Genomic DNA, 22,592 nt, shown 5'->3' on the forward strand with positions numbered 1-22,592 from the left:
TGCCGTACGTGACTGAGCCCCTCGCGATCACCCATCATCCAGCAAGCGCTGTGCCGGCCATGCGGACAGACCTCATCGAGGTTCACACGGACGCACGCGCCGAATTGCTCGATCAGCCGTTCTACTCGGCAGATCGGTTCTGGGAACGATTCGAAAACTACATCACTGCGCCGGATTTTCACCTCGTCGTAGGCCACATTGGCGATGTCATCGTTGGATACACATTCGGCAGTCCACTGCCCGCTGACACTAAGTGGTGGCAACATCTCCAGGGCTCCGACGATCCGGACCTCACGCGAGAAACAGGCCAACGGACGTTCGCATTTCGAGAGATCCTGGTTCGCAAGCAGTTTCAACGCCGTGGTATCGCCCACCGACTTCACGACGCACTCCTGCGTGGCCGCACAGAGGAGCGTGCGGCGCTGCTAGTCCGATCGGACAACCCTGCCGGCGAACTGTATCGACGCTGGGGGTGGCGCCAGATCGGCTTTCTACAACCCTATCCGGATAGTCCGCGCTTTGAAGCGATGATCATTGACCTTCATTCGATGTTCACTACAACTGCAGAGGACTAGCCTTCCGCAAGTCCGACTAGCTCCCCAGCAGGCCGCAAGCGGTCATCGCCTGAACCGCGTTGCGGTGAAGGTGGTAGTCTCGTAAAAATCTCTGCCGTCCCGCCTCGACCATCCGAAAGCGGTCCATTACGGAAAGCTCGACGGCGGCGCGGATCGCCTCAGCCAGCGATTGAGCATCCCAGCCCTTTGCCACGATTCCCGTTGCGTGGTCCACCGACTCAACCAATCCACCAGAATCGACCACTACTGGTACGGCGCCCGCACCCCAACAGTACGTCTCGACGGGTGCCAGACCTGTAGGTTCATCCATGGATGGCACGACTACGGCGGCGAGATCGTCGTGGCCGTAGAGAGCCGACATGTCTTCGACCCGACTGGTTAATAGCCGAGTCGAGGCGGATGCGTCAGCCACACCGGAGAGTTGTCGGAAGTAGTCATCCGCTCCGGCTTCGGGAATCGCGATTAGTGTCAGCCGTATTTGTAAACCAGATGCTTGGAGCATATCGACAGCGGCGACGACCAGATGGAGCCCCTTTCTGGGTAGCGCTCGTCCGTACGCTAGGACGGAACGCCTTTCCTTATCCTCCACAGGAAGAGCCCGGAGTTCCGAAATCGGAAATCCATACCGCCACAACGACACTCGCGACGCGAGATCCGGCCAGGACGCCAGCAAGCTTGTGCGTAGGAAGTTCGAGGGCACCGCGAGGCGTCCATTGCGGGCAAGCCACGTGCCGTACGCTTCAACTTCCCATCGGCACCAGTCCGCGTCGTCTGGAGCTTGGAGCGTCGCGAGTGTGTGCGTGACGTGAAGCCACGTAACTCCGCGTGGACAAACGACTCCCAGAAACGGCACGTCAGAAGACAATAGACCGGTAGCCGAACGGCTGTTGTCAGGCGTCACCCGGGATGCAAGGTCTGAAGCCGCATGAGAAATGGCGGACCATTCAGCTATTCCTGCATAACGGCCTCGCAGTTCGTACCCGTTTGGTATTTCCAGCAGATCCCATCCGCCCTTGGACAAAAGGGCCTCTGTCCGCCGCCATACTCGTTCGTCCCAGGCCGGCGAGTCTGGGCTCACCTTCGTCGCGACGATGGTCACCCGCGCCCAATGGTCGCCCATCGACCCGATGAATTGAAGCATGTTTTCGTTCGCGCGGCCCGCACCTGTACGGCGGCTGAAAACACCGTCGTTCATCATAACTAGCAAATGCCTCATCGGTAAATCTTAGCTGCTCGCGATGCGTTGAGTCACCGCCGCTCCGTCTCACTGGAAGATGATGGCAATCACCCACGCGCCAAACAGGGCGGGCCCCAGCGGAAGGGCGACTCCGCGGTGGCGTGTCCTGACAACGGTTATCACTGTCCAAACCCACTGGAAGGTCAAGGCAACTGCGATAGCCATGGCAGCACTCTTCCATTCAAGCCAGCCAAGCGTAAAGGCGACGGTGCCAGCTAAATGGACGTCACCTAGACCGAGTTGGCCGGGCGCCGCCAATGCGATGAGCATCAGTGCTGCGGACACCGCCAGTCCCGATATCACGGCCTCCGCTAGGTCGCCGACTTGGTGGCGATAGACAGACTCGGCGGTGAAGAGGATGGCACAGATCGCCCAGATCGTGCCGATGACGAGGTGTGGGAGACGACGTCGCCGAAGATCCACATAGGTTAGGCCGACTCCAAGGACGCTGAACAGCCAGTAGCCCGGGGTCGAGATGCTCCAGCCAATGTGGAGGCAGATTGCAAAGGCTATGGCGGCGGTTGCCCCGGCGCAGGCGGCGCTCACTGTCCTTGGTGTCGTGCTGGAGCACCATCGAAGGAGCGGCCGGATGGGGCCGGTGGCTGGAACCGCGTAGGCTGTTGCGGCGACCGGGAGGGCGGCAACGAGGCCCGTGGCCGCAGCTACGAGGGCCACGGGGCCGGCCGCGCTCGTCATGCGTCGCGGCTGTCTGACTGCTCGGCTGGGTGCTCCTGGTCCCAGGCTTCGATCTGCCGGAGCGCGTGCGTCAGGCGTCGTCCACTGGCGGTCAGCGCGTATTCCTTGGGCACTCGGGCGGTTCTGTGTTCGAGAAGGCCCTGATCGATGAGCGCCTTAAGCGTGGCTTGGAAAGTTCGGGAGTGGACGGGTCTGTCTGCGACCTCGCCGAGTCGGACGAACAGGTCGGTGTACCGGAGCGGTCCGGATAGCAGGATTTCGAGGATCTCGCGGCCCCAGGTGCGGTCGACCGCTTGATGGACGCGTTGCAACATATTCTTCAGCGCGACTCACCTCCCCCGTCGTGGGCGCGCTGAGGTACTAACGGCGGTCATTGTATTGCGACGCGTCAAGCTCGGCGAATCATTTGTGATCGAGGCGACAGCGCGATGAACTGCCCCATTAGTCCTTTAGGCGCCATACGCTCGGAATGGACCAAATAATCGTGAGTGCAACGGTCGCCGAACCGGCCTGCGCGGGAAGTCATCGGCCCACGCCTGGAGCGCGCCGAGCCTGTCCAGTAGCGCAACGCCCGTCGCGGTCAGCGTAAAGGGGGTGTCAGCTCGCGGTGTGCCGTCCCAGGTTCCGCATCGAGGGGTGGCGACGATGCCCTCTGCGGCTAAGGCGCGCAAGGATCGTTCGGTGTTCGGGTATGCCGCAGCATCGATTTGTGCGAAGGTGGCCTCGGCCCGTGCATGCAGGGTGGTCAGCGTCTCGTAGACCCCGGGACTACCGACGAGTTCGAGGATTCGATCAAGTGGCCGGCGGCGTTCACGCACGGGCGTCTCCTGAAATTGCGACTAATTTTGGTCGGAGTGTACGGTCGACCGAAATATGGTGATCTGTCAGGTTTGCGACACTTCGTTTTGCCTCTTTGGTCCCGTATGCCGGATTGGCGATACGCGTCGAGGTGCAGGGCGTAGCGCGCGTCGGAGGCCGAAAACTCGCGCGTTTGCAGGTGCGCGTAGTTGTCACCCTCGATAGTTGCGGGCTAGACACGTGAGGTGACCTTGCTCGGCAGTCGGGTGAGGCGCCCGCGGGCTGCTCGATGGATGCGGCGCGCGGTTGATGGCCGACAGAGGAGGCGGACACGTGAACCGGCACACGGGGGTGGTTGGGCTCGCAGGAGTCCTGACGTTGGTATTGGCCGCCTGCGGCTCGGGCACGCCTGAGGGTAAGCCGTCCGCGAGCGCTCCGTCGTCGTTGATGCCCTCGGCGTCACTCGCGCCGAGCGCTGCGGCCGGGCGCGACGCTTTGGTCGCGTACCGCGGTATGTGGGCGGCGTTCGTCGAGGCGGGCAAGACATCCGATGCGGATGCCCCAGACCTGCGCAAATATGCCTCGGGCAACGCGTTGAAGCTCATCGTCAGTTCGCTCTACACGAATCGGGATCAAGGGAAGGTCTCCAAGGGAGCGCTGATGCTGGACCCGAAGGTGACGGAGCTGAAGCCGTCGGAGGCACCCACTGAGGCCACGATCCTCGATTGCGTCGATTCCACGAATTGGCTGGAGTACAAGGCGTCGGGTGAGTTGTGGGACGACAAGCCCGGCGGCAAGCATCGCACCACCGCAACCGTGACGCGGACAGATGGCTCGTGGACGGTCTCCTCCTTCGTCCTCGAAGGGGCGGCGACATGCTGACCATGTTCCGACGCCTTGTGCTGGTTGCGGTGCTCACGGTTGCCGCCATCGCGGCGGTACCGGGGCCAGTCTCTGCTGGGGATGCCACCGGCAGCGTGCAGTGCCCGGAAGGCTCCACAAATCCGGGTTGTGATGTCAACGCCGGTACGAAGGGAAACTCCGGCAACACCAACGCCGGCAACACCAATAAGGGCGGTGGGGGCGGCGACGGGAAATGCCGTGACCCCCGAGGCGTGGAAATTCCGTGTCAACGTGACGGGTCGTGGGCCGGGGGTGATGGCTGCTACTACAAACCGGCTGACCTGTCGCAGGCGGTCATCGACGCGTTGGGTGGGCAGCCCTCGGGTGAGGGTGGCTGGTATCAGCGCACCTGCTACAACGATGCGTCCGGTGCCACGGAGGGGTTTGGTGGGCCGGTGTGGATCGCTGGGGCGCCGCCGGTGATCTCGCCTGCGGTGTTGGCTCGTCAGGCGCGGGCGCGGCTGGACCTGCCGAAGGTGATCATCGAGCTGAATCCTCCGGGTAAGCAGTTGCCGAATCTGCCGACCTGGTTGTCTATGGACCCGTCGTCGTGGGCGGCGAAGTCTGCCACCGCCTCGGTGCCCGGCGTGTCAGTGACCGCTACGGCCCGGCCGGTTCGCGCGTCGTGGGCGATGGGCAACGGCGCGACGAAGGTGTGCGCCGGTCCGGGCACCGCGTGGACCCTGGGCATGGATCCAGCGCGGCCTTCGCCTGACTGCTCCTATACCTACACCCGCTCGTCGGCGAGCGCGCCGGGTGGCGTGTTCACGGTGACGGTGACGGTGACGTGGGAGGTGACCTGGGCCGGGGCCGGGGAGTCCGGCACGGTGCCGGGGCTGACGACGACGGCGAGCGTACCGGTGACGGTGCAGGAGTCGCAGGCCGTCGTCACGAACTGACGTCCAGCGCCACAGCGGCGCCATCCATGGGGGAGATAGTCATGTCGGTGGGTGCCGTGCGCCCAAAAACAGGTACTGAAGATCGCCCGAGGGCGGCGCAGCCGCGTGCCGGGCGAGGGCCGTGGCGGGCAGTTCGCCGCCGTCGCCGGATGCCGTTCGTCGCGCTCGGCGGGCTGCTGGTGATCGTGTGCGTCCTGGCGTACGCCTACGGGGCGGTGGCGTTGGGCGACCGGGTCCAGGTGCTGGCGGTGGCTCGTGCGGTGGCTGCGGGGCAGGCGTTCGCGGCGGCTGACCTGCGGCCGGTGTCGGCCGCGCAGGACGGCAGTGTCCAGCTGATCCCGGCGGCGCAGGTCGCGCAGGTGGTCGGCCGCACGGCGGTGGTGCCGTTGCTGCCCGGGACGTTGTTGACCCCGGCGGTGGTCGGGGATGCGGCGTTTCCCCCGACGGGCAAGGTGACCGCGTCGGTGGCGGTGAAACCCGGCCAGTACCCGCAGGGTCTCGGGCCCGGGGCGCGGGTGTCGGTGTACGTGACGCCTCCGTCCGGGGTCGATGCGCAACCGGCACCGGCGGGCAGCTCCGCCCCGGCCTCGTCGACGCCGGCGCGGTTGGAGGCGGTCGTCCTCGCCGTGGACCTGGCTGGTGATGGGCAGGGCGCGACGGTGGTCACGTTGCTGCTCGACGCGGCCGACGGTGGCCGGTTGGCGGCGGCTCCGGCGGGCGGCGTGGTGCTGATGCAGACCGCGCCGGAGGGGAGCTGACGATGCCTTTGCTGGCGATGTGTTCGGTGAAGGGCGCACCGGGAGTGACCACGGCCGCCCTCGGCCTGGCCGCGGTCGCCGACACCTGGGCGCGGGTGGTGCTGGTGGAGTGCGACCCGGCGGGTGGTGACCTGATGCTGCGGCACGGGTTGGCCGCGAAGCCGAGCCTGGTCGATCTCGCCTCGGCCGCCCGGGGCACCGGCGGCGACCCTGCCGTGTACGAGGCTGTGACGCAGGAACTGGCGCTCGGTGACCGGGTCGCGCCGGTGGTGGTGGCACCGCCGGGTGGGGCGCAGAGCCGGGCGGCACTGCCGGAACTGACCCGCGCCGGCCAGCTCGTGCTCAGCCCGCCGGGCCGCCTGGTGGTGGCTGACTGCGGCCGGTTCGAGGTGTCGTCCCCGGCACGGCCGGTCCTGGCCCTCGCCGATGTGGTGGCGGTGCAGGTGCGGGCGACCGCTGACGGGTTGGCCCACGTCCGGGAGCACCTGGCCGAGCTGTTGGACGTGGTGACCGGCCGCCTGGTGGTGCTCCTCGGCCATGGCGGGCTCTACGGCGAGGCCGATGTCGCCGAGGTGCTCGGCCGGCATCTGGCCGAGGAGCTGATGGCGCCGGATGCCGACGTGACGGTGCTCGGCCCGCTACCGGAGGACCGGCAGGCAGCGGCGCTGCTGTCTGGTGGTCTCGTCGCGGGACGGCGCTGGCAGCGGCTGCCGTTGCTGCGGGCGTTGCAGGGCGTTGCCGGGGAGCTGGCGCCGCTGCTGGTGACCGCGCCGCATGACGAGGCCGCGGGCGCGAGAGCGGAGACGGCCGGATGAGCGCACCGTTCGGTCCGTCACCGGCCGTCGTCGCGCCGGTGAACGGCCGCCGCTACCCCGGGCAGCCCGCAGCGGCGGAGCCCAACCTCGACGCGGCTGTGCTTCGCCAGATCCGCCGGGAGGTTGCCGAACGGCTGACCCGCGCCAACCGCGCCCACGAAGCCGCCAACACCACGCCGATGCCCGCCGAGGAACGGGAGGCGTTGACCCGCCGGCTGATCAGCGAGGCCCTGGACGCCTACGCGACAGCGGAGATGCAGGCCGGACGCCCGCCGCTGCACCCGCACGTCGAGTCCCGGGTGGCGCGGACCGTCGCTGACGCGCTGTTGGGGGCGGGCGGGTTGCAGCCGTGGCTGAGCAACCCGGACGTGGAGGAGATCGTCGCCAACGGCTGTGATCAGGTCTTCGTCCGGTTCGCCGACGGCACGATCGAGCAGGTCGATCCGATCGCGGACTCCGACCCGGAGATGGTGGACCTGATCCGGATGCTGGCAGCCCGGACCGGCAATGACGAGCGCCGGTGGGACCGGGCCGCGCCGCTGCTGAACCTCCAGCTCGCCGACGGCAGCCGGTTGAACGCCGTGCTCGATGTGGTCCGGCGGCCGTCGCTGTCGATCCGACGGCACCGATACCTGACGATGACCCTGCCCGAACTGATCGAGCTCGGCGCGATCGACACCGCCCTCGCCGAACTGTTCGCCGCCGCAATACGCGCCCGGCTCAACACGGTGGTGGGCGGCCCGACCGGCGCCGGGAAGACCACGTTCCTGCGCGGGCTGGCCTCGGCCATCCCCGCCTGGGAGCGCCTGGTCACGATCGAGGACACGTACGAGCTCGGCTTCGACCGCGACGAAACCGCGCACCCGAACGTCGTTGCCATGCAGGCCCGCGACGCCAACGTGGAAGGCGAGGGCGAGGTCGACATGGCCGCGTTGTTCCGCAACGCGCTGCGGATGGTGCCCTCCCGGGTGTTCGTTGGCGAGGTCCGCGGGCACGAGGTGGTGCCACTGCTCAACGCCATGAGCCAAGGCAACGACGGCTCCATGTCGACCATCCACGCCTCGTCGTCTGCCGGCGTGTTCCGCAAACTCGTCCTCTACGCCGCCGCGGCCCCCGAACGCCTCGACCCGGCCACCACCAACCTGCACATCGCCGAAGGGCTGCACCTGGTGGTCCAGCTGCGGCTCACCGAGACCGGCCGCCGGTTCGTCACCAGCGTCCGGGAGGTCGTGGACGCCGACGGGCTGCAGGTGACCTCCAACGAGATCTTCCGGCCCGGCCCGGACGGGCGCGCGGTCCCCGGGGCGCCGCCCTCTACCGGGTTGCTGGACCGGCTCGCCTTCCACGGGTTCGACCCGGCGCTGTTGCAGCGACGAGAGGGCTGGTGGAACACCACCGGCCCGAGCACGCAGACGGGCAGGAGGCGAGCGGCATGACGTTGACGGTGCCCCTGGCGGCGCTGCTGGGGCTGGGAACGGCGCTGGGGCTGGTCCTGGTCACCATCGGGCTGACCGGGCGGGAGGATCGGCCGGCGGGACTCGATGCCGAGGCGTCGTGGTGGTCGAGGCTGACCGCCGGTCGCCAGCCGGTGGACCGGCGGCGGCTGGCCGTGTGCGCTGCGGTCGGTGTCGTGGTGGCCGTAGTGACCCGGTGGCCGGTCGCGGCGCTGCTGTCCGGCGCGGCCGTGTGGGTCCTGCCGGACCTGCTCGGCCCGGACCGGGGCCACTCCCGCCGGGTCGCCCGGATCGAAGCCATCGCCACCTGGACCGAGGCCCTGCGCGACAACCTGTCCGGCGCGGCCGGGCTGGAGCAGGCGATCGGGGCCAGCGCGATCGAGTCACCCGAACCGATCCGCGACGAGGTATCCCGGCTGGCGCTACGGCTGCAACGCGGCTGGCGGCTCCAGGACGCCTTGCGCGGCTTCGCCGCCGAACTGGCCGACCCGACCGCCGACCTCGTCGTGATCGGCCTCATCATGGCCGCCAAGGGCAGCGCCGGGCAGCTCGGCGAGGTGCTGGGCGAGCTGGCCACCGCGGCGCGGGCGAAGGTCGCATCCCGGCAGCGGGTTGCCGCCAGCCGCAAACGCAACCGCACCTCCGTGCGGGTCGTGGTCGGCGCGACCCTCGCCATGGCCGTCGTGCTGACGCTGCTCAACGGGGGCTTTCTCGCCCCGTTCGACACCGCGACCGGGCAGCTCGTCCTCCTGGTCGGCGTCGGCGGATGTTTCGGGCTCGCGTTCTTCTGGCTGGCCCGGCTCATGCGCGACACGGACACCAGCAGAGTCCTCGCCGCTGCCGCCGACACCCCGGCCGACCGGCAGGTGATGCCGTCATGACCGGGCTCGTGCTGTTCACCGGGGTCGGCACCGGCCTGGGCCTGTGGTTGATCCTCATCGGCTGGTTCCCCCGGCCGCCACGCCTCGACAAAGTCTTCGACGCACCGTCCGGCCTAATCGCGCTCGTCGATGAGGCCACCGAACCGGTCTCCGGTTGGACCGCCCGGTGGGGTCGTCCGGCGGTGCGGTGGCTGCGCCACGCGGGACTACCCATCGCCTCGACGCGTCGTGACCTCGCCACCATCGACAAGCCCGCCGATGTGCACCTCGCCGAACAAGCCACCGCCGCCCTGGCCGGGGTGCTGCTGCCGCCGGTCGCCGCAACGATGCTCGCCTTCGGGGGTATCGGTACCGGCCTCGTGGTGCCGGTGGTCGCGTCGCTGGTCCTCGGGGCGGCCGGGTTCCTCGCCCCCGAGTTCTCGGTCCGCACCGACGCGGCCAAGCACCGGGCGGCGTTCCGGGACGCCCTGTCGTCGTTCCTGGACCTCGTGGTCATCAGCCTCGCGTCCGGCGCCGGCGTCGACCAGGCCCTCGACGAGGCCGCCCAGATCGGCACCGGCCCCGCCTACACCGAGATCCGGTACGCCCTCGCCGAGGCACGGCTCGCCCGGGTACCGCCCTGGGACATCCTCGCCGTCCTCGGCCGCCGCGTCGCGATACCGGAGTTGCAGCAGCTCGCCGCCAGCGTCGGCCTGGCCGGCACCGAGGGCGCCCGGGTCCGTGCCTCGCTCCGGTCACGGGCCGTGGCGCTGCGAGAGCGGCAACTCACCGACGCCGAGGGCGACGCCAACGCCGCGACCGAACGCATGGCCCTACCCATCGTCGCGCTCTTCGCCGGGTTCCTGATCTTCCTCGGGTACCCCGCCGTTGCCGCCGTGCTGAGCGGCCTATGACCACCTCGACCCCGGGGCACACCGCCCCCCGATCGCACGGCGCCACCCCGGCGCCGCTGTCGCGCAATGACCCCGAAGGAGGCACAATCCATGTCCGCACTGCTGAGCTACCTCACCGCCGAGCTGCGGCACCGCTGGCAGCTCGTCCGCGACACCAAGGACGGCGGCTACACCACCGAGTCCGTAGTCGTCACCGCCGTCCTGATCACGATCGCGCTCGCCGTCATCGCGATCATCGGCCTGAAGCTGGTCGACAAGGCCAACTCCCTCGACCTGGGTTGACCGGTGGGTCTCGATATCCTCAGAGTCCGCCGTACCGGTCGCCGTCCCCCGTCGGCGGTCGGTACGGCAGGGTGGCTGCGCGCCCGGTGGAGACGCGCGGCCACCCGCCCCGACGCGGGCGCGGCCACCGCCGAGCTGGCCATCGCCACGCCTCTCCTCCTGCTGATGATCATGTTCGTCATCCAGGCCGGGGTGTGGATGCACGCGACCCATGTAGCGCAGGCCGCCGCGACCCGCGCGGCGAGTACCGCCGCCGCCTACCAGGGCTCCGCCGCCGCCGGCCAGGCCGCCGGAGCGCAGACGCTCGCCGCGATCGGCAGCGGCGTGCTCAAGTCGCCGGCGGTCTCGGTCACTCGCACCGCCACCGAGGTCCGGGTCGAGGTGACCGGCACCGCCGCGACCGTCGTCCCCGGCGTGCAGTGGAGTGTCCGGGCGGTCGTCGTGCGGCCCGTCGAACGCTTCGTACCGCAAGACCTGACAACGGCAGGAGGATCACCATGAGCCGCACGGTCCGGACCCGACTGGCAGCGCGGTGGAGACGTGTCGCCGCGACCGGCGATGCCGGGTCCAGCACCGTCGAGGTCACCCTGCTCACGCCGCTCGTGGTCGGTCTGCTGCTGTTCGTCGTGCTGTGCGGGCGGCTCGCCTCCGTACAGCTCGACGTGGACGCCGCCGCCAGCAGCGCGGCCCGAACCGGCTCCATCGCCCGCACCGAATCCGCCGCCCGCATCCAGGCCGAACAGACAGCCCGGGACACCCTCGCCGCACGCGGACTGACCTGCTCCGACGCCACCGTCACCGTCACGACCGGCGGGCTGCGCCCAGGCGGCGCGGTCACCGTGTCCGTGTCCTGCCGAGTGCCCCTCGCGGATCTGGTCCTCCTCGGTGTGCCCGGCAGCCGGGTGGTCACCGCGACCGCGACCTCACCCATCGACCAGTGGCGCGGTGTCGCGGTCGGCCGCGCCGCGACGATGCCCGGACCAGCCTCATGACCCGCCGACCAGCGGCGGGCCTTGTCGCGGCGTGGGTCCGGCGGCGCACCGGCGGTGACGATTCCGGGAAGGTGACCGCGTTCGTCACGGTCCTCATGGTGGCGTTGCTGGGCGTGGCCGGGCTCGTCCTCGACGGTGGCCTCGCGCTGGCGGCGAAGGTGCAGGCCCTCGACGTCGCGCAGGCCGCGGCGCGGGCCGGAGCCCAGCAACTCGACCTGGTCCAGTACCGCACCACGAACATCGCGGTCCTCGACCCGGCCCGAGCCGCCGGCGCCGCCCGCGCCTGGCTGACCGCTGCCGGAGCTGAAGGCGACGCGACCGCGACCACCACGACCGTCACGGTGACCGTCCGCCGCACCAGCAACACCCAGCTCCTCCAGCTCGTCGGCGTCGAGCAGCTGCACGTGTCGGCCACCGCCACGGCGACCGCCGTGCAAGGCGTCACCGCACCGAACCCCTAACACGGCAACGACCACCCGAAACGGAGCGCCCGAGATGTTGCGAGTCCTCGCCACCGGCGGCCGGCTGCTGCGCGCCCTGGCCGCGCTCGTGCTCCTGGCCGGGTTCCTCGTCGGCGTGCCATGGCTCCTCGTCCAGTGCATCGGCTGGCCCCTCGACTGGATCGGCTGGTCCCACGCCGCCACCGTGCCCAGCCTCGATGACCTCGCCACCGCGCTCACCACCCCCTGGTCCGACGACAAGATCCTCGCCCTGCTCGCTACCGTCGGCTGGGCGCTGTGGCTGCTGTTCTGCCGTGACGTGCTCGTCGAGGTCCTGGACGCGTCCGCCGCACCGTCCCACCGTGACCGCGACCGCCGCCCGGCTCGGGGCCGGAGCCCGATCCGGTGGGTCGCCGCCGTCCTCGTCGGCGCCATCGCCGGCGCGGTGCTGCTGGACTCGATGCGCGGCCTCGCCGGGGCACCGCCGCCGAGCGCCGCCGCTGCGGATGCTGCCGCGCGCCGCCCCGCCGTCACGATTGCCCCCGCCGCCGACATGACGGCCCCCACCCTCACCGTGACCGCCCAGACCTCGCCCGCACTGGCATCAGCCGCGACCTCGATCCCCACCCTCACAGTGACCACCACCAGCGGCGCGGCCGGTGCCGTACCGGCGTGGGCCAGCGACGCGCCGGGCGGGGTGCACCACGTCGTGGCCGGGGACAACCTGTGGGACATCGCCAAGGCCGACCTCGGCGACCCGCACCGTTGGCGGGAGATCTACGTCCTCAACCGAGGCCAGCACCAAGCCAACGGGTACGCCCTCAGCGACCCCGACGAGATCCACGTCGGCTGGGTCCTCGCCCTTCCCGCCCGCGACCCCGCCGCGGCTGCCCCCTCGACCCAACCCGTCGAACCCGCCGAGTCCGCCGAACCGGCGCCGGGCGCTGCCGATCCCGGCCCACCCACCACTGCCAGCCCCAGCACCACGAGCACGGCGAGCCCCGCGGCCAGCCCGAGCGCCGCGAGCACGCCGAGCCCGGCGGCCAGCCTGAGCCCCGCCGTGTCGAACACGCCCGCCAGCGCGGCCCCCACGGTCGAGGCCACCGGCACCGGCGAGGCCGCCGCCCCGGGCGACAGCCGGCAGACCGGGGTCACCCTCCCGTCGCAGGGCTGGATCAGTCTCGGCCTCGCGGCCACGATCGCCGCCGTCGCCGGGCTGCTGCGCATGCACCGCCGCCGCCACGCCCGCCTCGGCAGCCCTATCCCGGTGAGCACCGGCCCGACCCGGCCGCCCGTCCCGGCGGGGCTGGCCCTCGCCGACGCCGCCGGCCGCCGCGACCTCGAACCCGACCCCGAGTCAGAGCTGACCGACGAGCAACCCCTGCCGACGGCCCGGCCCGCGCTACCGGTCCTCGACGCCCCGGTTGGCGTTGACGCCGGAGGCGTCGAAGTAAGCCTGTTCGACCTGCCCGGCCCCGGCGTGGCCCTGCACGGGCCGGGCGCCGAAGCCACCGCACGGACCATCCTCGCCAGCGCCCTCGCCACCGGGGTCTCCGACACCCCAGCCCTCCGGCCCATCGTGGTGACCACACCAGACACCCTCGCCCGGCTGCTCCCGGACGGCACCGACCCGACCGGCCTCGACCCACACGGGATCACCTTCGACGGCGAACGGCTCCTCCTCCTGGCCGACACCGCCGCCGCCGTCACCCACGCCGAAGAAGAGATGATCAGCCGGCGGCGGCTCCTCGACGCCATCGACGCGCCCTCGATCGCCGACCTCAACGACCGCGACGACCACATCGAGCACCAACCCCCGTACGTCCTGCTCATCGACAGCGACCCCCGCCACGCTGGCCGAGTCGCGGCGATCGGCGCGCACCGCACCGCCCTGCACCTGCACCCGGTCATCCTCGGCGACGCCGACACCCTCACCGCCCTCACCATCGCCGCTGACGGAACCCTGCCCGACCGAGGCCGGTTCGCCACCCTCACCGCCACCGACCTCGCCCAATTCCTCGACATGATCGCCGAGACCGCCGCCCGGCCAGAGCCCGGCACCGACCCCGACGAGCGGCCCGAACCCAGCGACGAGACGCGCGACGCCGGCCACCCCGACGAGACCTCCGCGGAGGAGACGGCACCGGCCCTCGCCGTGGTGGTGCCCGACCTGCCCGCCCCGAGCGGTGACGCTCCGGCCCTGGTCCGGCTGACCGTCCTCGGCGCGGTCACCGTCACCACCGACGCCGGGCCGATCACCACCGGCATGCGCAGCGGCTCCTACGCCGCCCTCGCGCTGCTCGCCGCGCACCCACACGGCCGCACCCTGCGCCAAATCGCCGCCGACCTGCACCCCGACACCAACCCCGACGCCGCCGTCAAACGTGTCCGTACCGACATCTCCACCGCCCGCCGTGTCCTGCGGACCGCGACCGGCAGCACGGAGGCGAAGTTCATCGTCTACGACCCCGCCGCCACCCGGTACCGGCTCGATCCCGACACCATCGAGGTCGACCTGTGGCGGATGCTCGGCGCCATCGGGCGTGCCAACATCGCCACCGATGACACCACCGCCCTCGCCGCGCTCCGCGAAGCCGCGGACCTCTACGCCGCGGACTTCGCCGAAGGCCAGGACCGAGCCTGGGTCACCGACTACGCCACCACCCACCGCCACCAGATCCTCGGCGTCTACGCCCGCATCGCCGAACTCCTCGAGACCGACCAGCCCGACGCCGCCGTAGCCGCCCTCGAAACAGCCCTCCGATACGATCCGGTCAACGAGGAGCTCTACCAACGCGTCATGCGCATCCACGGCCGCCAGCACCGGCCCGACGCCGTCCGGCGCACCCTGCGCCAACTGGAGGCCCAGCTCGCCGAACTCGGCGACGCCGAACCGTCCGAAGCCACCCGCAGCCTCGCTGAACGACAACTCCGTCCGATCGTGGCTGGAGTGCGGTCATGACCCTGGCCCGGCTGCGCCGGATGCAGTGGATCCTGCGGGCCGCGCTCGCCTTCGCGCTGCTGATCAGCATGGCGACGAACATCCTGCACGCCGAGCATGACCTGATCGCACAGGGCGTTGCCGGGTGGTCGCCCCTCGCGCTGTTCGTCGCGATCGAGGTCATGATGCGCGTCCCGATCCGCAGCATGATCCGGGCCGGGCTGCGGATCGTCGCCACCGCCTCGATCGCTGGCATCGCCGCATGGACGAGCTATTGGCACATGGTGGGCGTCGTCGGCCGCTATGAGCACGGCGAAGTGCCGTATCTGCTGCCCGTCAGCGTTGACGGGCTCATCGTCATCCTGTCGGTCTCGTTGTTCGACGTGGCCAGCCAGATCCGAGAGCACCTCGACGCCGCGCCGCCCATCGCCCCGGTCGCGGAGGCGCCCACGGCAAGCCCGACGGTCGAGACGGTGCGACACCCGCAGACGCCACTCTCGGCCGTTGCCACCGCTCCAGATACCCGGCCGACCAGCGAGGCAGCGCCCGACGATGCGCCTGCGCACGCTGGTCCCGATGACGAGGACCAGGACCGCGACGAGGACCCTGGTGAGGACGAGACCGACACCGAGGACAGCGAGCCGGAGGACCGCCCCGACCTCGCGTCCGACCTTGTGCCGCTACTGCCGGCCGCCCGAGCAGCCCGCGACGAGCTGCTAGACGAAGGCATGACGGTCAGCCGCGACGCCCTCGCCCAACGACTACGCCGCAACGGCACCGCCATCCGCAACACCCGTGTCTCTGAGCTACTCGCCGTCATGAAGGCGGAAGCCCTGTCCACCAACGGGTCGCGGCCGAAGGCGTATATGAGGTGACGGCAGCAGCCGGAGCGGGAGCGCCGGTCAGCAGACCGGCGCTCCGTGTCGATCGTCATCCCCGCTGACGCGGGGCAGTGGCTCTCAAGTGCGAGGGTCGCGCGCGGTTCTTGGGCTCATCCCCGCGTGTGCGGGGCAGCGACCGACGTCGCTCACCGTACACCCAAACCTCGGGTACCCGCGTCGTCGCGTCCGGCCTGCGGGCACGGCCGGAGGCATCACCCGGCTATCGGGTCCACCTCACGGGCGACGGCGAGAAGGCGCTGCGCGGTGCGCTCGGTGACTCCGAGTCGGGTCGCCAGTTCCACGCCGAGGCCCCTGCTGTCGCGGCCTTCGGCGCGAGCCGCGTCGAGGAGGGCGATGGCTGTGGCGAGGCGCGGATCGTCGGCGTAGGGGTGTGCTTTGCGGGGGCCGGTGGTGGTGCCGGGGGTGCGGCCGGTGGACTGGCGGCCGGTGCGGGCGTCGGCGATGGCCCACACGGTGCGCCGGTGCCAGCGGCGCCGCACCCGTCCGCTGGGGAGTTCCTCGGTGGCGTCGGGGCAGTCGAGCAGTTCGTCGGGCAGGTTGCGGTATGAGCTGTAGCGCATGATCTTCGCGGCGGTGCCGGAGCCGACGAGTTCCCAGGGGTCTCCGCTGCGGTCGATCTCGGTCAGCACGGCGAGTTTCGCGGCGCGGTGCGCGGTGTGGAAGGTTCGGACGTCGTCGAGCCAGAACCATTCCCGGCCTGTCTCGTCGGTGAAGGCGGCCGGGAAGCCGGTGGTGTGCCGGTGGCGGTGCCAGTGGTTGACGGTGCTGCGCGCCGCACCCGTGTACGTTGCCACTCCGTCCCGGTCCAACGCGACGCGTCGGCCGAACCTGCGTCGAGCCACGATGGTCATTCTCCCTGAACCTCGTTCCGAGGTCTCTGCCAATGCCGGCCGTGCGGGTCCGCCTCTGGACATCGAGCGGGCCGGTACCATCGCGGTACCGGCCCGGGGATGAAGCGGTTTCGTGTGTGCGCCGTGGGTGGCTTCGGGGCGGGTGAGGTGGCCGGTCGGGGTTTGCGCGCACCCTCGGGTGTGTCCCACCGGCCACCGTCGGCATGTGTCAGGTCGAGTGCTGGCCCACGATGCGCCAGCACACGGCCGCCATCTTCGCAATCGGCAGCGCGACGAGTTTGGCTCGTCCGGCCTCACCGGCCGCCTCGTACACGGTGAGGATCACGTTCGCCGTGCTCATGTCCAGCACGACTCCGTCGACCTTGCGCCACTGCCCGGACCGGGCCGCGCGCAAGACGTTGATGATCTCCGGGCCGCCGCTGGTGGCATCGTCGGGCATGGCCTCGATCTCGGCGAGGTCCGGGCAGTCCGGGCAGGTGACACAGTGCGGATCCTCGGTGATGCGGGTCAGCGGTCCGTCGTCCGCGCCGCAGACCGGTCCGACGCTGCGGACGGCCTTCATGTGGGTGTATCCGGGCGTCATGACGAGGCTCCGTCTCCGCGGGCCTCGGCCAGGGCGCCGGCGGTGCCGAGGTGGTGTCGGTGGTCGAGGATGTTGTCGGGTGCGGTGATCGTGGGCATCGGTTGTCCTCCGGTGGTCGAGGTGCGGCGGCGCGGGCGGGCCGGGGTCGACGTCCCGGCCCGCCCGTGTGCGGGCTAGCGGGTGGCCGGTCGGGTCGCGGCGCCGCGTGCGTGCGCCGCCGGGGCCGGGCCAGGCGCGGGAATGAACTTCGGTGGGATGAACGGTGCTGCGGTGGCGATTGGTGGCAGCACGTCGGCGGCTTTGCCGCCGGTACGGTCGAGACCGATCGCCGCGTATGCGGTGAGGTGCGAGCCGACCGCGAGGGCCTGCACAGCGCTGAGCCGGACGACGACGGGCCGGTCACGTTCGTCACGGGCACGGAACGCGACCTCGCCGGACGGCATCGGCTGCACCGGCAGGAAGGACTCCACCGCCGCCTCTGCCGTGAGCGCATCGTCGAGCGTCTCGCTGATCGTGCGATGCAGCGCGCGCCCGGCGTTGCTCCAATACTTCGCGACCCCGAGGTGCTTGGCCCGCGCCTCCAGGTCGGCCGTGTACTCGGCCATCGTCTGCGCCACCTGAACTTTGGCGTAGGCCACGCACAGCTCGTCCACGAGGCGCATGATGTCGACGCCCGTCGTGCTGGCGATCTCCACGGCTGGCGGGACGGTGCGCGTCCCGGGCGGTAGTGGAGGCGCGGGCGTCGCCGTGGCGGACGACGCGGGCTGTGCGGGTGCGCCGGGAACCGTCCGGCCCGGTGACCCGCCAGACGGGCGCTGGGGACCGCTGGACTGCGGCGGACGCGACGGGGCCGGGACCAGGGACGCCGGGGGGCGGCGGTCGGCCGTGGCCACGCCGACCGCGTCCGGGCGGTGCGTGCCCTGGTGGCGCGTGCCCTGGTGGCGTCGTCCCCACGAACGGGGCAGGAATCGGCGCATGTCAGACCCCCGCCCCGTCGGACGCGGCGGTGTGCAGGGTCGCGCTGGTGGCTGGGGTACCGGGTCCGGGCAGGCCGGGCGGCATCGTGGACGCGTGGGGCGCCCGCCCGTTGCGGGTGGGCGTGGTTGTGTGTGCCATGGCTGGCGTGTCCTTTCGGTGAGACGGCGTGGGGTGGGGCGGCAACGCCGGGGGTTTGCGGTCCCGGCGTCGCCGTCACGAACAATGTTTCCGACCCCCACCGGCCGATCAAGGCAGCCGGTGGAGCCGATCGAGGCGGCCGGAGGCTTCCGCCGATGCCGGCGGGGTCAGGAGCCGCGACGTGCCTTCGTCGGCCTCATCGGGCGCGACCGGACACGGTGCGGAACGAGGGTCAGCCGGTGTGGCGGCACGGTGCGGACGGTCGGCGGAAGGCTTCCGCCGAGGCGTCGCCGGGCGAGGTCACGACGGACCGCCGCTCACGTCGGTGATCTCGACCTCGGGGTGTCGGGTGCGCAGCTCGGCACGGACCTCGACCCAACGCGCCCAGGTGAGCCGTGACCGCGTGGTGTCGAGGTTGGCCCCGATCATCACGTGGTTCTGGATGTCGGCTGACGTCTTGTCGGCGAACACGGCGACCATGTCACCGCCCGCGACCAGGTAGACGACCTCGGGCGCCGGTGCCGGTACCGGCACCGGCACCGGCGGGCCGGTGCCCGGGTCGGCGGCGTTAGGGGACACGGGGTCGGGTGCCGTGCGCCCGTGCACGGCGATCGGTTCGGCCGGTCGGGATCCGCCGGGGTGGTCGGGCACGGGGCACAACGGGGTGCCGTCGTGGTGCGAGTGTCGGGGGCGGGATGCCCACCCGGCGAGGGGCCAATCAGTCGGCGGCACCGCGCGGGCCGGTTCCCGGCATTCGGGGCAGGCCAAGCCACCGGCGGCGGGCGCGCCGATGGCGGCCGGGTCGGCGGCGGCCGGATCGGTCGTGGGTGTCCGGGCGGGGCCGGGTCGGTGGGGGCGGTTGGGTGGTGTGGTGGTCACGGTGTACCTCCGGTGTCGGTTGTCGGTTGTGGGCGCACACGCGCCGCCGGAGGGGGTCACGCGGTGGCGGGCACCGTGGGCGCGGCGGCGGCCGGGGTCTCGTCGGCCGGGGCGTCGGTGGCCGTGTCGGTGGTTGCCGCCGGGGTGGCCACGACCGGGGGCGTCATGTGGGCCGCGACGGCGGCGGACGGGGCCGGGAGGTTGGGCAGGGTCTCGAACATGACGGGCGCGTCGTTGACCCGGGTGACCACCTCGGGCATCTTTTCCATGGCGTTGTTCACCGCGCCGGGGCTGCGGCCGAGCTCGCGGCCGACGTGGCCGGGGGTGACCCGGTGGCCGGGGCCGAGGGTGCGCATGAACGCCTCCACCATGGTGCGCAGTTCGTTCTTGCCCAGCCGCGCGGACCCGTCGCTGTTGATCTCGACCGTGGTGCGGCCGGTGGGCGCGGAGCGCAGGGCGGGCGTGCGGCGCACCGGGCCGGGGTTGTACGCGCGCCGGATCGGGCTGGCGTGCCCGCAGGCGTGGCACGTGACGTGGGTCGGGGCGTTGGCCGGGTCCACGGCGTCGAGGTCGCCGTCCGCCAGCAGGAACCAGGTCTCGTGCCCGTCGTCGTCGGCCTGGCGCTCGGCCACGCCAACGGCCTCCATCGCGATCAGGATGGTGTCGCCGACCCCGATGGCGAGGCCGCTTTCGGCGATGGCCTCGGCGGCGCTCACGCCGTCCGGGTGATCACCGAGCACCCCGGCCATGAGCAGCACCCGCAGGTCCTTTTTGCGCGGCGCGGCCGGGGCCGGGGTGTCGGCGGTCGGCTGGTCGGCGCCGACCGGCACGCCCGAGGCAGCGTCGCCGGTCGCGTCGTCGCCGGTCGCCGTGGTGTCCGTCGCCGTGGTGTCCTCGGTCGCGTCGTCGGTCGTGCCGTTGTCGGTCGCCGTGGCGTCGTCGGTCGTGGCGTCGTCGGTCGTGGCGTCGTCGGTCGTGGCGTCGTCGGTCGTGGCGTCGTCGGTGGTGGTCGTGTCGGTGGTGGGCATGCTGGCCTCCTCGGTGGTGGTGTCGTCGGCCGGGGTGTTGGAGGTGGTGTCGCTGGTCGCGGGGTGCCACAGGTCGGCGGGCTTGCGGTTGCCGTTGGCGGGGCCGGTGGTGCGGGTGGCGGTGCCGTCGGCTTCCATCGCGGTCAGGGCCTTGCTGGCGGTGGAGGCGCCGATCCCGGCGGCGGTGGCGAGGTCTTTCACGGTGATGCCGTCCGGGTGGTCGGCCAGCACGCGGGCGACGGTGTCGGCGGCGGTGGTGGTCTGTTCGGCGGTGGGCGCGGACATGGCGATATACCTCCGTACGGAATGAATGGAATGACGGTCCCGCGAATGCGTGTCGCGCATTTGTTTGGTGCGGTGCCGCCGGGGCGTTTGTTGCTGCCCACGTCCATGGACCCTCTTCACCCAACGAATGTCAACCCCGTGGTTCATGACTCTTTCCGGGAACCCGTTCCCGGCCCATCACACGCCTCGTTGACGGGGTGCGGGTATTAACGCCATAGCAATTGCCGGGGCTGTACGCGACGCTGGCGGGCGTTTCGCGGGCAACGGTTGGTCGGTGTGGGCGTGGTGATCGGCACGCCGTACGGCCGTTGTGCGGATGGGTCGTTCCGGGCCGGAAAGGACCTCGTGCCCGGCCGATGGCCGGGCACGGATATCGGGGCAAACATGGGCTAGAACAGTGACGAATATCACTTCATCGGCAATCGCGGTGAATCGCCACTCCGCGCACCTCAATTGCCTCGGAAATCTCTATTCAGCTCGGCACGATGCGTCGTATTGCCGCTATCTGAGAAACCCATCCGGAGAGTTTGCTGATCTTCACGAAGTCGCCGGTTTTCGGCGCCTGCACAATCAGCCCGGACCCAATGAACATACCGACGTGACCGGGGTCGGTGCGGGTGCCCCCGCTTCCGGGAATCAGAATCAGGTCACCGGGTCGGAGCGAGTCGGCGCCGGATACGAGGGTGCCCGCGTGGACCTGATCGTGCGTGGTGCGCGGGATGACGATCCCGGCGGCCCGGTACGCCTGTTGCATGAGCGAGGAACAGTCGCACTGTCGCTGGGGTATCCCGGAGTGGGCGGCGGTGCAGTCACCGCCGAACGTGTACGGGGTGCCGAGCTGTGCCAGTGCCCACCCGATCGCGACCACCACCGGCGGCGGCGTGTCGGGCGGGAGCGTGAACCTCTCCGGCAGCGATGCCGCGACGTCCGGGGGGAGTCCGTCGCCTCCGTCGCACACGACGCCACCGGTGTATCCGGCGACGATGGCGGCGGCACGCGCCTCGTGTTTGGCGTACGCCTCACCGTAGGCCGACCGTTGCACCGCCTGTGCGGCGTCAGTGAGTGGCAGGGTCTCCCACCGGGGTACCTGGTTGAGCCGCTGGTAGAACTTCGTCGCGGCGTAGTCCGGTTGCATGATCTGTTCCGGGGTGCCCCACCCCTGCGACGGGCGCTGCTGGAACAGGCCCAACGAGTCGGTGTCGTTGCTGTCGCCGAGGTGCCCGAGGTTGACCAGGTCAGACTCTTGCAGGGCGGTCGCGATGGCGATCACCCAGCCGCGCGGCGGCACGCCGAGGCGTTGACCGACCGCGATGATGACGGCGGCGTTGCCCGCCTGTTCGGCGGTGAGCCCGGCGGGGGCCGCGCCGGGGGTGGTCACGGTGGCGCGGCATCCGGAGGCGGCACCGGCTCCACCGGCGCCGAACAGCGCCACCACCGCGCCGGTAGCAGCGGCGATGATGACCACGAGCAGGACGAGCACCGCGCTGAGCGTCGCTGAGATCAGGCGTCCCATGCCGCACCGTCCCTGGTGCCCGGGAGGTCGGCCAGGGTGACCCGGGCCGGGTCGCCGGGTCGGCGCCACACCGGCCCAGCAGGGCCACCGTTGGCGGCGGCGTAGTCGTCGGCGCCGGTCGCAATGGCCACCCCGTCCGGTATCCCGGTGCGGGACCACAGCGCGTGGAGGTTGGCCTCGCGGGCGGCGGTCGGTAGCCAGAACAACACGGGGTAGGCGCGGCGGGGGCCGAGGGCGGCGTACCCGGTCAGCTTGCCCGCGACCCGCTGCAACGCCTCGGTGCCAAGGTCCATCTCCAGCCAGAACGGCACCGCCCGCCCGCCGGTGACCCACACGCCGTGCCCGTCCGGGCGCACGAGGTTGCCGGTCGCGTCCCGGCAGCGTTGCTCGTTCCACCACCGCGCCAACCGCACCCCGGACCCCGCCTCGGTGGTGGCGCGGGCGTGTCCGGTCAGCGCGACGAAAAACCCGTTCGTGGCAAGGAGGTGGTTCAACCTCGGCGACATCGCCAGCCGGGCCGTGGTGTCGCGGACGGCGGCCGGGCGGGGCATCGCGTCGCCTCGCCCGGCCGCGACGATGGCCGCGCCGACCGGGCCGAGGGTCCACCGCCAGGACTGCGAACCAGGTCGGTGGAACAGCCGGAACCGGTCGAGGATGTCACGCCCGTAAAGGGTGTTGAGCCGGTTGCGGGCACGACCGACGGAACCGAACGCGAGGGTGACGAGTTGCTCGGTGGAGAACGTCTGGTGCTGATCCAGGAGGTCGAGGAGGAGCCGGTCTCGTGGGGTGAGCCTGGCGAGTTCGGCGGCGACGACGGACGCCGTGAGGCGGGAGCTGCTGGCAGCTTGACCACTGGTGGGAGTGATAGTTC

Annotated in this window: 25 protein-coding genes; 14 read left to right on the forward strand and 11 right to left on the reverse strand. The window is 70.9% G+C overall.

From position 1 onward, the window contains the following. The first annotated feature begins 8 nt into the window (after positions 1 to 8). A complete protein-coding gene (locus ABT369_RS03465) occupies positions 9 to 575 on the forward strand; it encodes a GNAT family N-acetyltransferase (RefSeq protein WP_350610086.1) in 567 nt (188 codons plus the stop codon). Between the two features lie 16 nt (positions 576 to 591). On the opposite strand, the gene ABT369_RS03470 is transcribed toward ABT369_RS03465, so the two are convergent. The 3 genes from ABT369_RS03470 to ABT369_RS03480 all read right to left on the reverse strand — a co-directional run bounded on the left by ABT369_RS03470 (position 592) and on the right by ABT369_RS03480 (position 2,822). Then, positions 592 to 1,791, reverse strand: coding sequence for a glycosyltransferase family 4 protein (locus ABT369_RS03470; RefSeq protein WP_350610087.1), 1,200 nt, complete (start codon positions 1,789 to 1,791; stop codon positions 592 to 594). Between the two features lie 48 nt (positions 1,792 to 1,839). Beyond that, positions 1,840 to 2,358, reverse strand: a complete 519-nt coding sequence (locus ABT369_RS03475) for a prepilin peptidase (RefSeq protein WP_350610088.1) — start codon at positions 2,356 to 2,358, stop codon at positions 1,840 to 1,842. Positions 2,359 to 2,504: 146 nt separating this feature from the next. Continuing rightward, positions 2,505 to 2,822, reverse strand: a complete 318-nt coding sequence (locus ABT369_RS03480; protein WP_350610089.1) for a winged helix-turn-helix transcriptional regulator — start codon at positions 2,820 to 2,822, stop codon at positions 2,505 to 2,507. An 817-nt stretch (positions 2,823 to 3,639) separates the two neighbouring features. On the opposite strand from ABT369_RS03480, the gene ABT369_RS03485 reads away from it, so the two are divergent. The 13 genes from ABT369_RS03485 (at position 3,640) to ABT369_RS03545 (ending at position 15,439) form a co-directional block, all read left to right on the forward strand. Continuing rightward, positions 3,640 to 4,188, forward strand: a complete 549-nt coding sequence (locus ABT369_RS03485) for a hypothetical protein (RefSeq protein WP_350610090.1) — start codon at positions 3,640 to 3,642, stop codon at positions 4,186 to 4,188. After that, positions 4,182 to 5,108 (forward strand): hypothetical protein, encoded by a 927-nt coding sequence (locus tag ABT369_RS03490; protein WP_350610091.1) that lies wholly within the window; start codon positions 4,182 to 4,184, stop codon positions 5,106 to 5,108. The genes ABT369_RS03485 and ABT369_RS03490 overlap by 7 nt, the downstream gene beginning before the upstream one ends. A 149-nt stretch (positions 5,109 to 5,257) precedes the next feature. Beyond that, a complete protein-coding gene (locus tag ABT369_RS03495) occupies positions 5,258 to 5,866 on the forward strand; it encodes an SAF domain-containing protein (RefSeq protein WP_350610092.1) in 609 nt (202 codons plus the stop codon). A 2-nt stretch (positions 5,867 to 5,868) separates the two neighbouring features. After that, entirely contained in the window at positions 5,869 to 6,681 is an 813-nt protein-coding gene (locus ABT369_RS03500; protein ID WP_350610093.1) for a hypothetical protein, read from the forward strand. Continuing rightward, positions 6,678 to 8,117 carry a TadA family conjugal transfer-associated ATPase gene (locus ABT369_RS03505; RefSeq protein WP_350610094.1) on the forward strand — a complete coding sequence of 480 codons (1,440 nt, stop codon included), beginning with the start codon at positions 6,678 to 6,680 and terminating at the stop codon, positions 8,115 to 8,117. The genes ABT369_RS03500 and ABT369_RS03505 overlap by 4 nt, the downstream gene beginning before the upstream one ends. Next, positions 8,114 to 9,016, forward strand: coding sequence for a type II secretion system F family protein (locus ABT369_RS03510; RefSeq protein WP_350610095.1), 903 nt, complete (start codon positions 8,114 to 8,116; stop codon positions 9,014 to 9,016). Before ABT369_RS03505 ends, ABT369_RS03510 begins: the two co-directional genes overlap by 4 nt. Next, positions 9,013 to 9,909 (forward strand): type II secretion system F family protein, encoded by an 897-nt coding sequence (locus ABT369_RS03515; RefSeq protein WP_350610096.1) that lies wholly within the window; start codon positions 9,013 to 9,015, stop codon positions 9,907 to 9,909. The genes ABT369_RS03510 and ABT369_RS03515 overlap by 4 nt, the downstream gene beginning before the upstream one ends. A gap of 90 nt (positions 9,910 to 9,999) precedes the next feature. Then, positions 10,000 to 10,191, forward strand: coding sequence for a hypothetical protein (locus ABT369_RS03520; protein WP_350610097.1), 192 nt, complete (start codon positions 10,000 to 10,002; stop codon positions 10,189 to 10,191). A gap of 75 nt (positions 10,192 to 10,266) precedes the next feature. Then, complete coding sequence (locus tag ABT369_RS03525) at positions 10,267 to 10,692, forward strand: TadE family protein (RefSeq protein ID WP_350610322.1); 426 nt, start codon at positions 10,267 to 10,269, stop codon at positions 10,690 to 10,692. Next, positions 10,689 to 11,183, forward strand: a complete 495-nt coding sequence (locus tag ABT369_RS03530; protein WP_350610098.1) for a TadE/TadG family type IV pilus assembly protein — start codon at positions 10,689 to 10,691, stop codon at positions 11,181 to 11,183. Before ABT369_RS03525 ends, ABT369_RS03530 begins: the two co-directional genes overlap by 4 nt. Continuing rightward, positions 11,180 to 11,644 carry a pilus assembly protein TadG-related protein gene (locus ABT369_RS03535; RefSeq protein WP_350610099.1) on the forward strand — a complete coding sequence of 155 codons (465 nt, stop codon included), beginning with the start codon at positions 11,180 to 11,182 and terminating at the stop codon, positions 11,642 to 11,644. The genes ABT369_RS03530 and ABT369_RS03535 overlap by 4 nt, the downstream gene beginning before the upstream one ends. A gap of 34 nt (positions 11,645 to 11,678) precedes the next feature. Beyond that, positions 11,679 to 14,585, forward strand: coding sequence for an AfsR/SARP family transcriptional regulator (locus tag ABT369_RS03540; RefSeq protein ID WP_350610100.1), 2,907 nt, complete (start codon positions 11,679 to 11,681; stop codon positions 14,583 to 14,585). After that, positions 14,582 to 15,439, forward strand: a complete 858-nt coding sequence (locus ABT369_RS03545; RefSeq protein WP_350610101.1) for a hypothetical protein — start codon at positions 14,582 to 14,584, stop codon at positions 15,437 to 15,439. Before ABT369_RS03540 ends, ABT369_RS03545 begins: the two co-directional genes overlap by 4 nt. 218 nt (positions 15,440 to 15,657) lie before the next feature. Here the strand turns inward: ABT369_RS03545 and ABT369_RS03550 are convergent, their stop codons facing one another. The 8 genes from ABT369_RS03550 to ABT369_RS03585 all read right to left on the reverse strand — a co-directional run bounded on the left by ABT369_RS03550 (position 15,658) and on the right by ABT369_RS03585 (position 22,587). Further along, a complete protein-coding gene (locus ABT369_RS03550) occupies positions 15,658 to 16,317 on the reverse strand; it encodes a hypothetical protein (protein WP_350610102.1) in 660 nt (219 codons plus the stop codon). A gap of 208 nt (positions 16,318 to 16,525) precedes the next feature. Next, positions 16,526 to 16,900 (reverse strand): hypothetical protein, encoded by a 375-nt coding sequence (locus tag ABT369_RS03555; protein WP_350610103.1) that lies wholly within the window; start codon positions 16,898 to 16,900, stop codon positions 16,526 to 16,528. Between the two features lie 173 nt (positions 16,901 to 17,073). Then, entirely contained in the window at positions 17,074 to 17,595 is a 522-nt protein-coding gene (locus tag ABT369_RS03560; RefSeq protein ID WP_350610104.1) for a hypothetical protein, read from the reverse strand. A gap of 283 nt (positions 17,596 to 17,878) precedes the next feature. Continuing rightward, complete coding sequence (locus tag ABT369_RS03565; protein ID WP_350610105.1) at positions 17,879 to 18,016, reverse strand: hypothetical protein; 138 nt, start codon at positions 18,014 to 18,016, stop codon at positions 17,879 to 17,881. A gap of 300 nt (positions 18,017 to 18,316) precedes the next feature. After that, on the reverse strand, positions 18,317 to 18,595 hold the full coding sequence (locus ABT369_RS03570) for a hypothetical protein (protein WP_350610106.1): 279 nt from the start codon (positions 18,593 to 18,595) through the stop codon (positions 18,317 to 18,319). 356 nt (positions 18,596 to 18,951) lie between these two features. Beyond that, positions 18,952 to 20,208 carry a winged helix DNA-binding protein gene (locus tag ABT369_RS03575; protein ID WP_350610107.1) on the reverse strand — a complete coding sequence of 419 codons (1,257 nt, stop codon included), beginning with the start codon at positions 20,206 to 20,208 and terminating at the stop codon, positions 18,952 to 18,954. Between the two features lie 472 nt (positions 20,209 to 20,680). Further along, a complete protein-coding gene (locus ABT369_RS03580; RefSeq protein ID WP_350610108.1) occupies positions 20,681 to 21,721 on the reverse strand; it encodes a C40 family peptidase in 1,041 nt (346 codons plus the stop codon). Then, complete coding sequence (locus ABT369_RS03585; protein ID WP_350610323.1) at positions 21,709 to 22,587, reverse strand: replication-relaxation family protein; 879 nt, start codon at positions 22,585 to 22,587, stop codon at positions 21,709 to 21,711. The genes ABT369_RS03580 and ABT369_RS03585 overlap by 13 nt, the downstream gene beginning before the upstream one ends. Positions 22,588 to 22,592 lie beyond the last annotated feature (5 nt).

Source organism: Dactylosporangium sp. NPDC000244 (assembly GCF_040300725.1).
Classification (GTDB): Bacteria; Actinomycetota; Actinomycetes; order Mycobacteriales; family Micromonosporaceae; genus Dactylosporangium.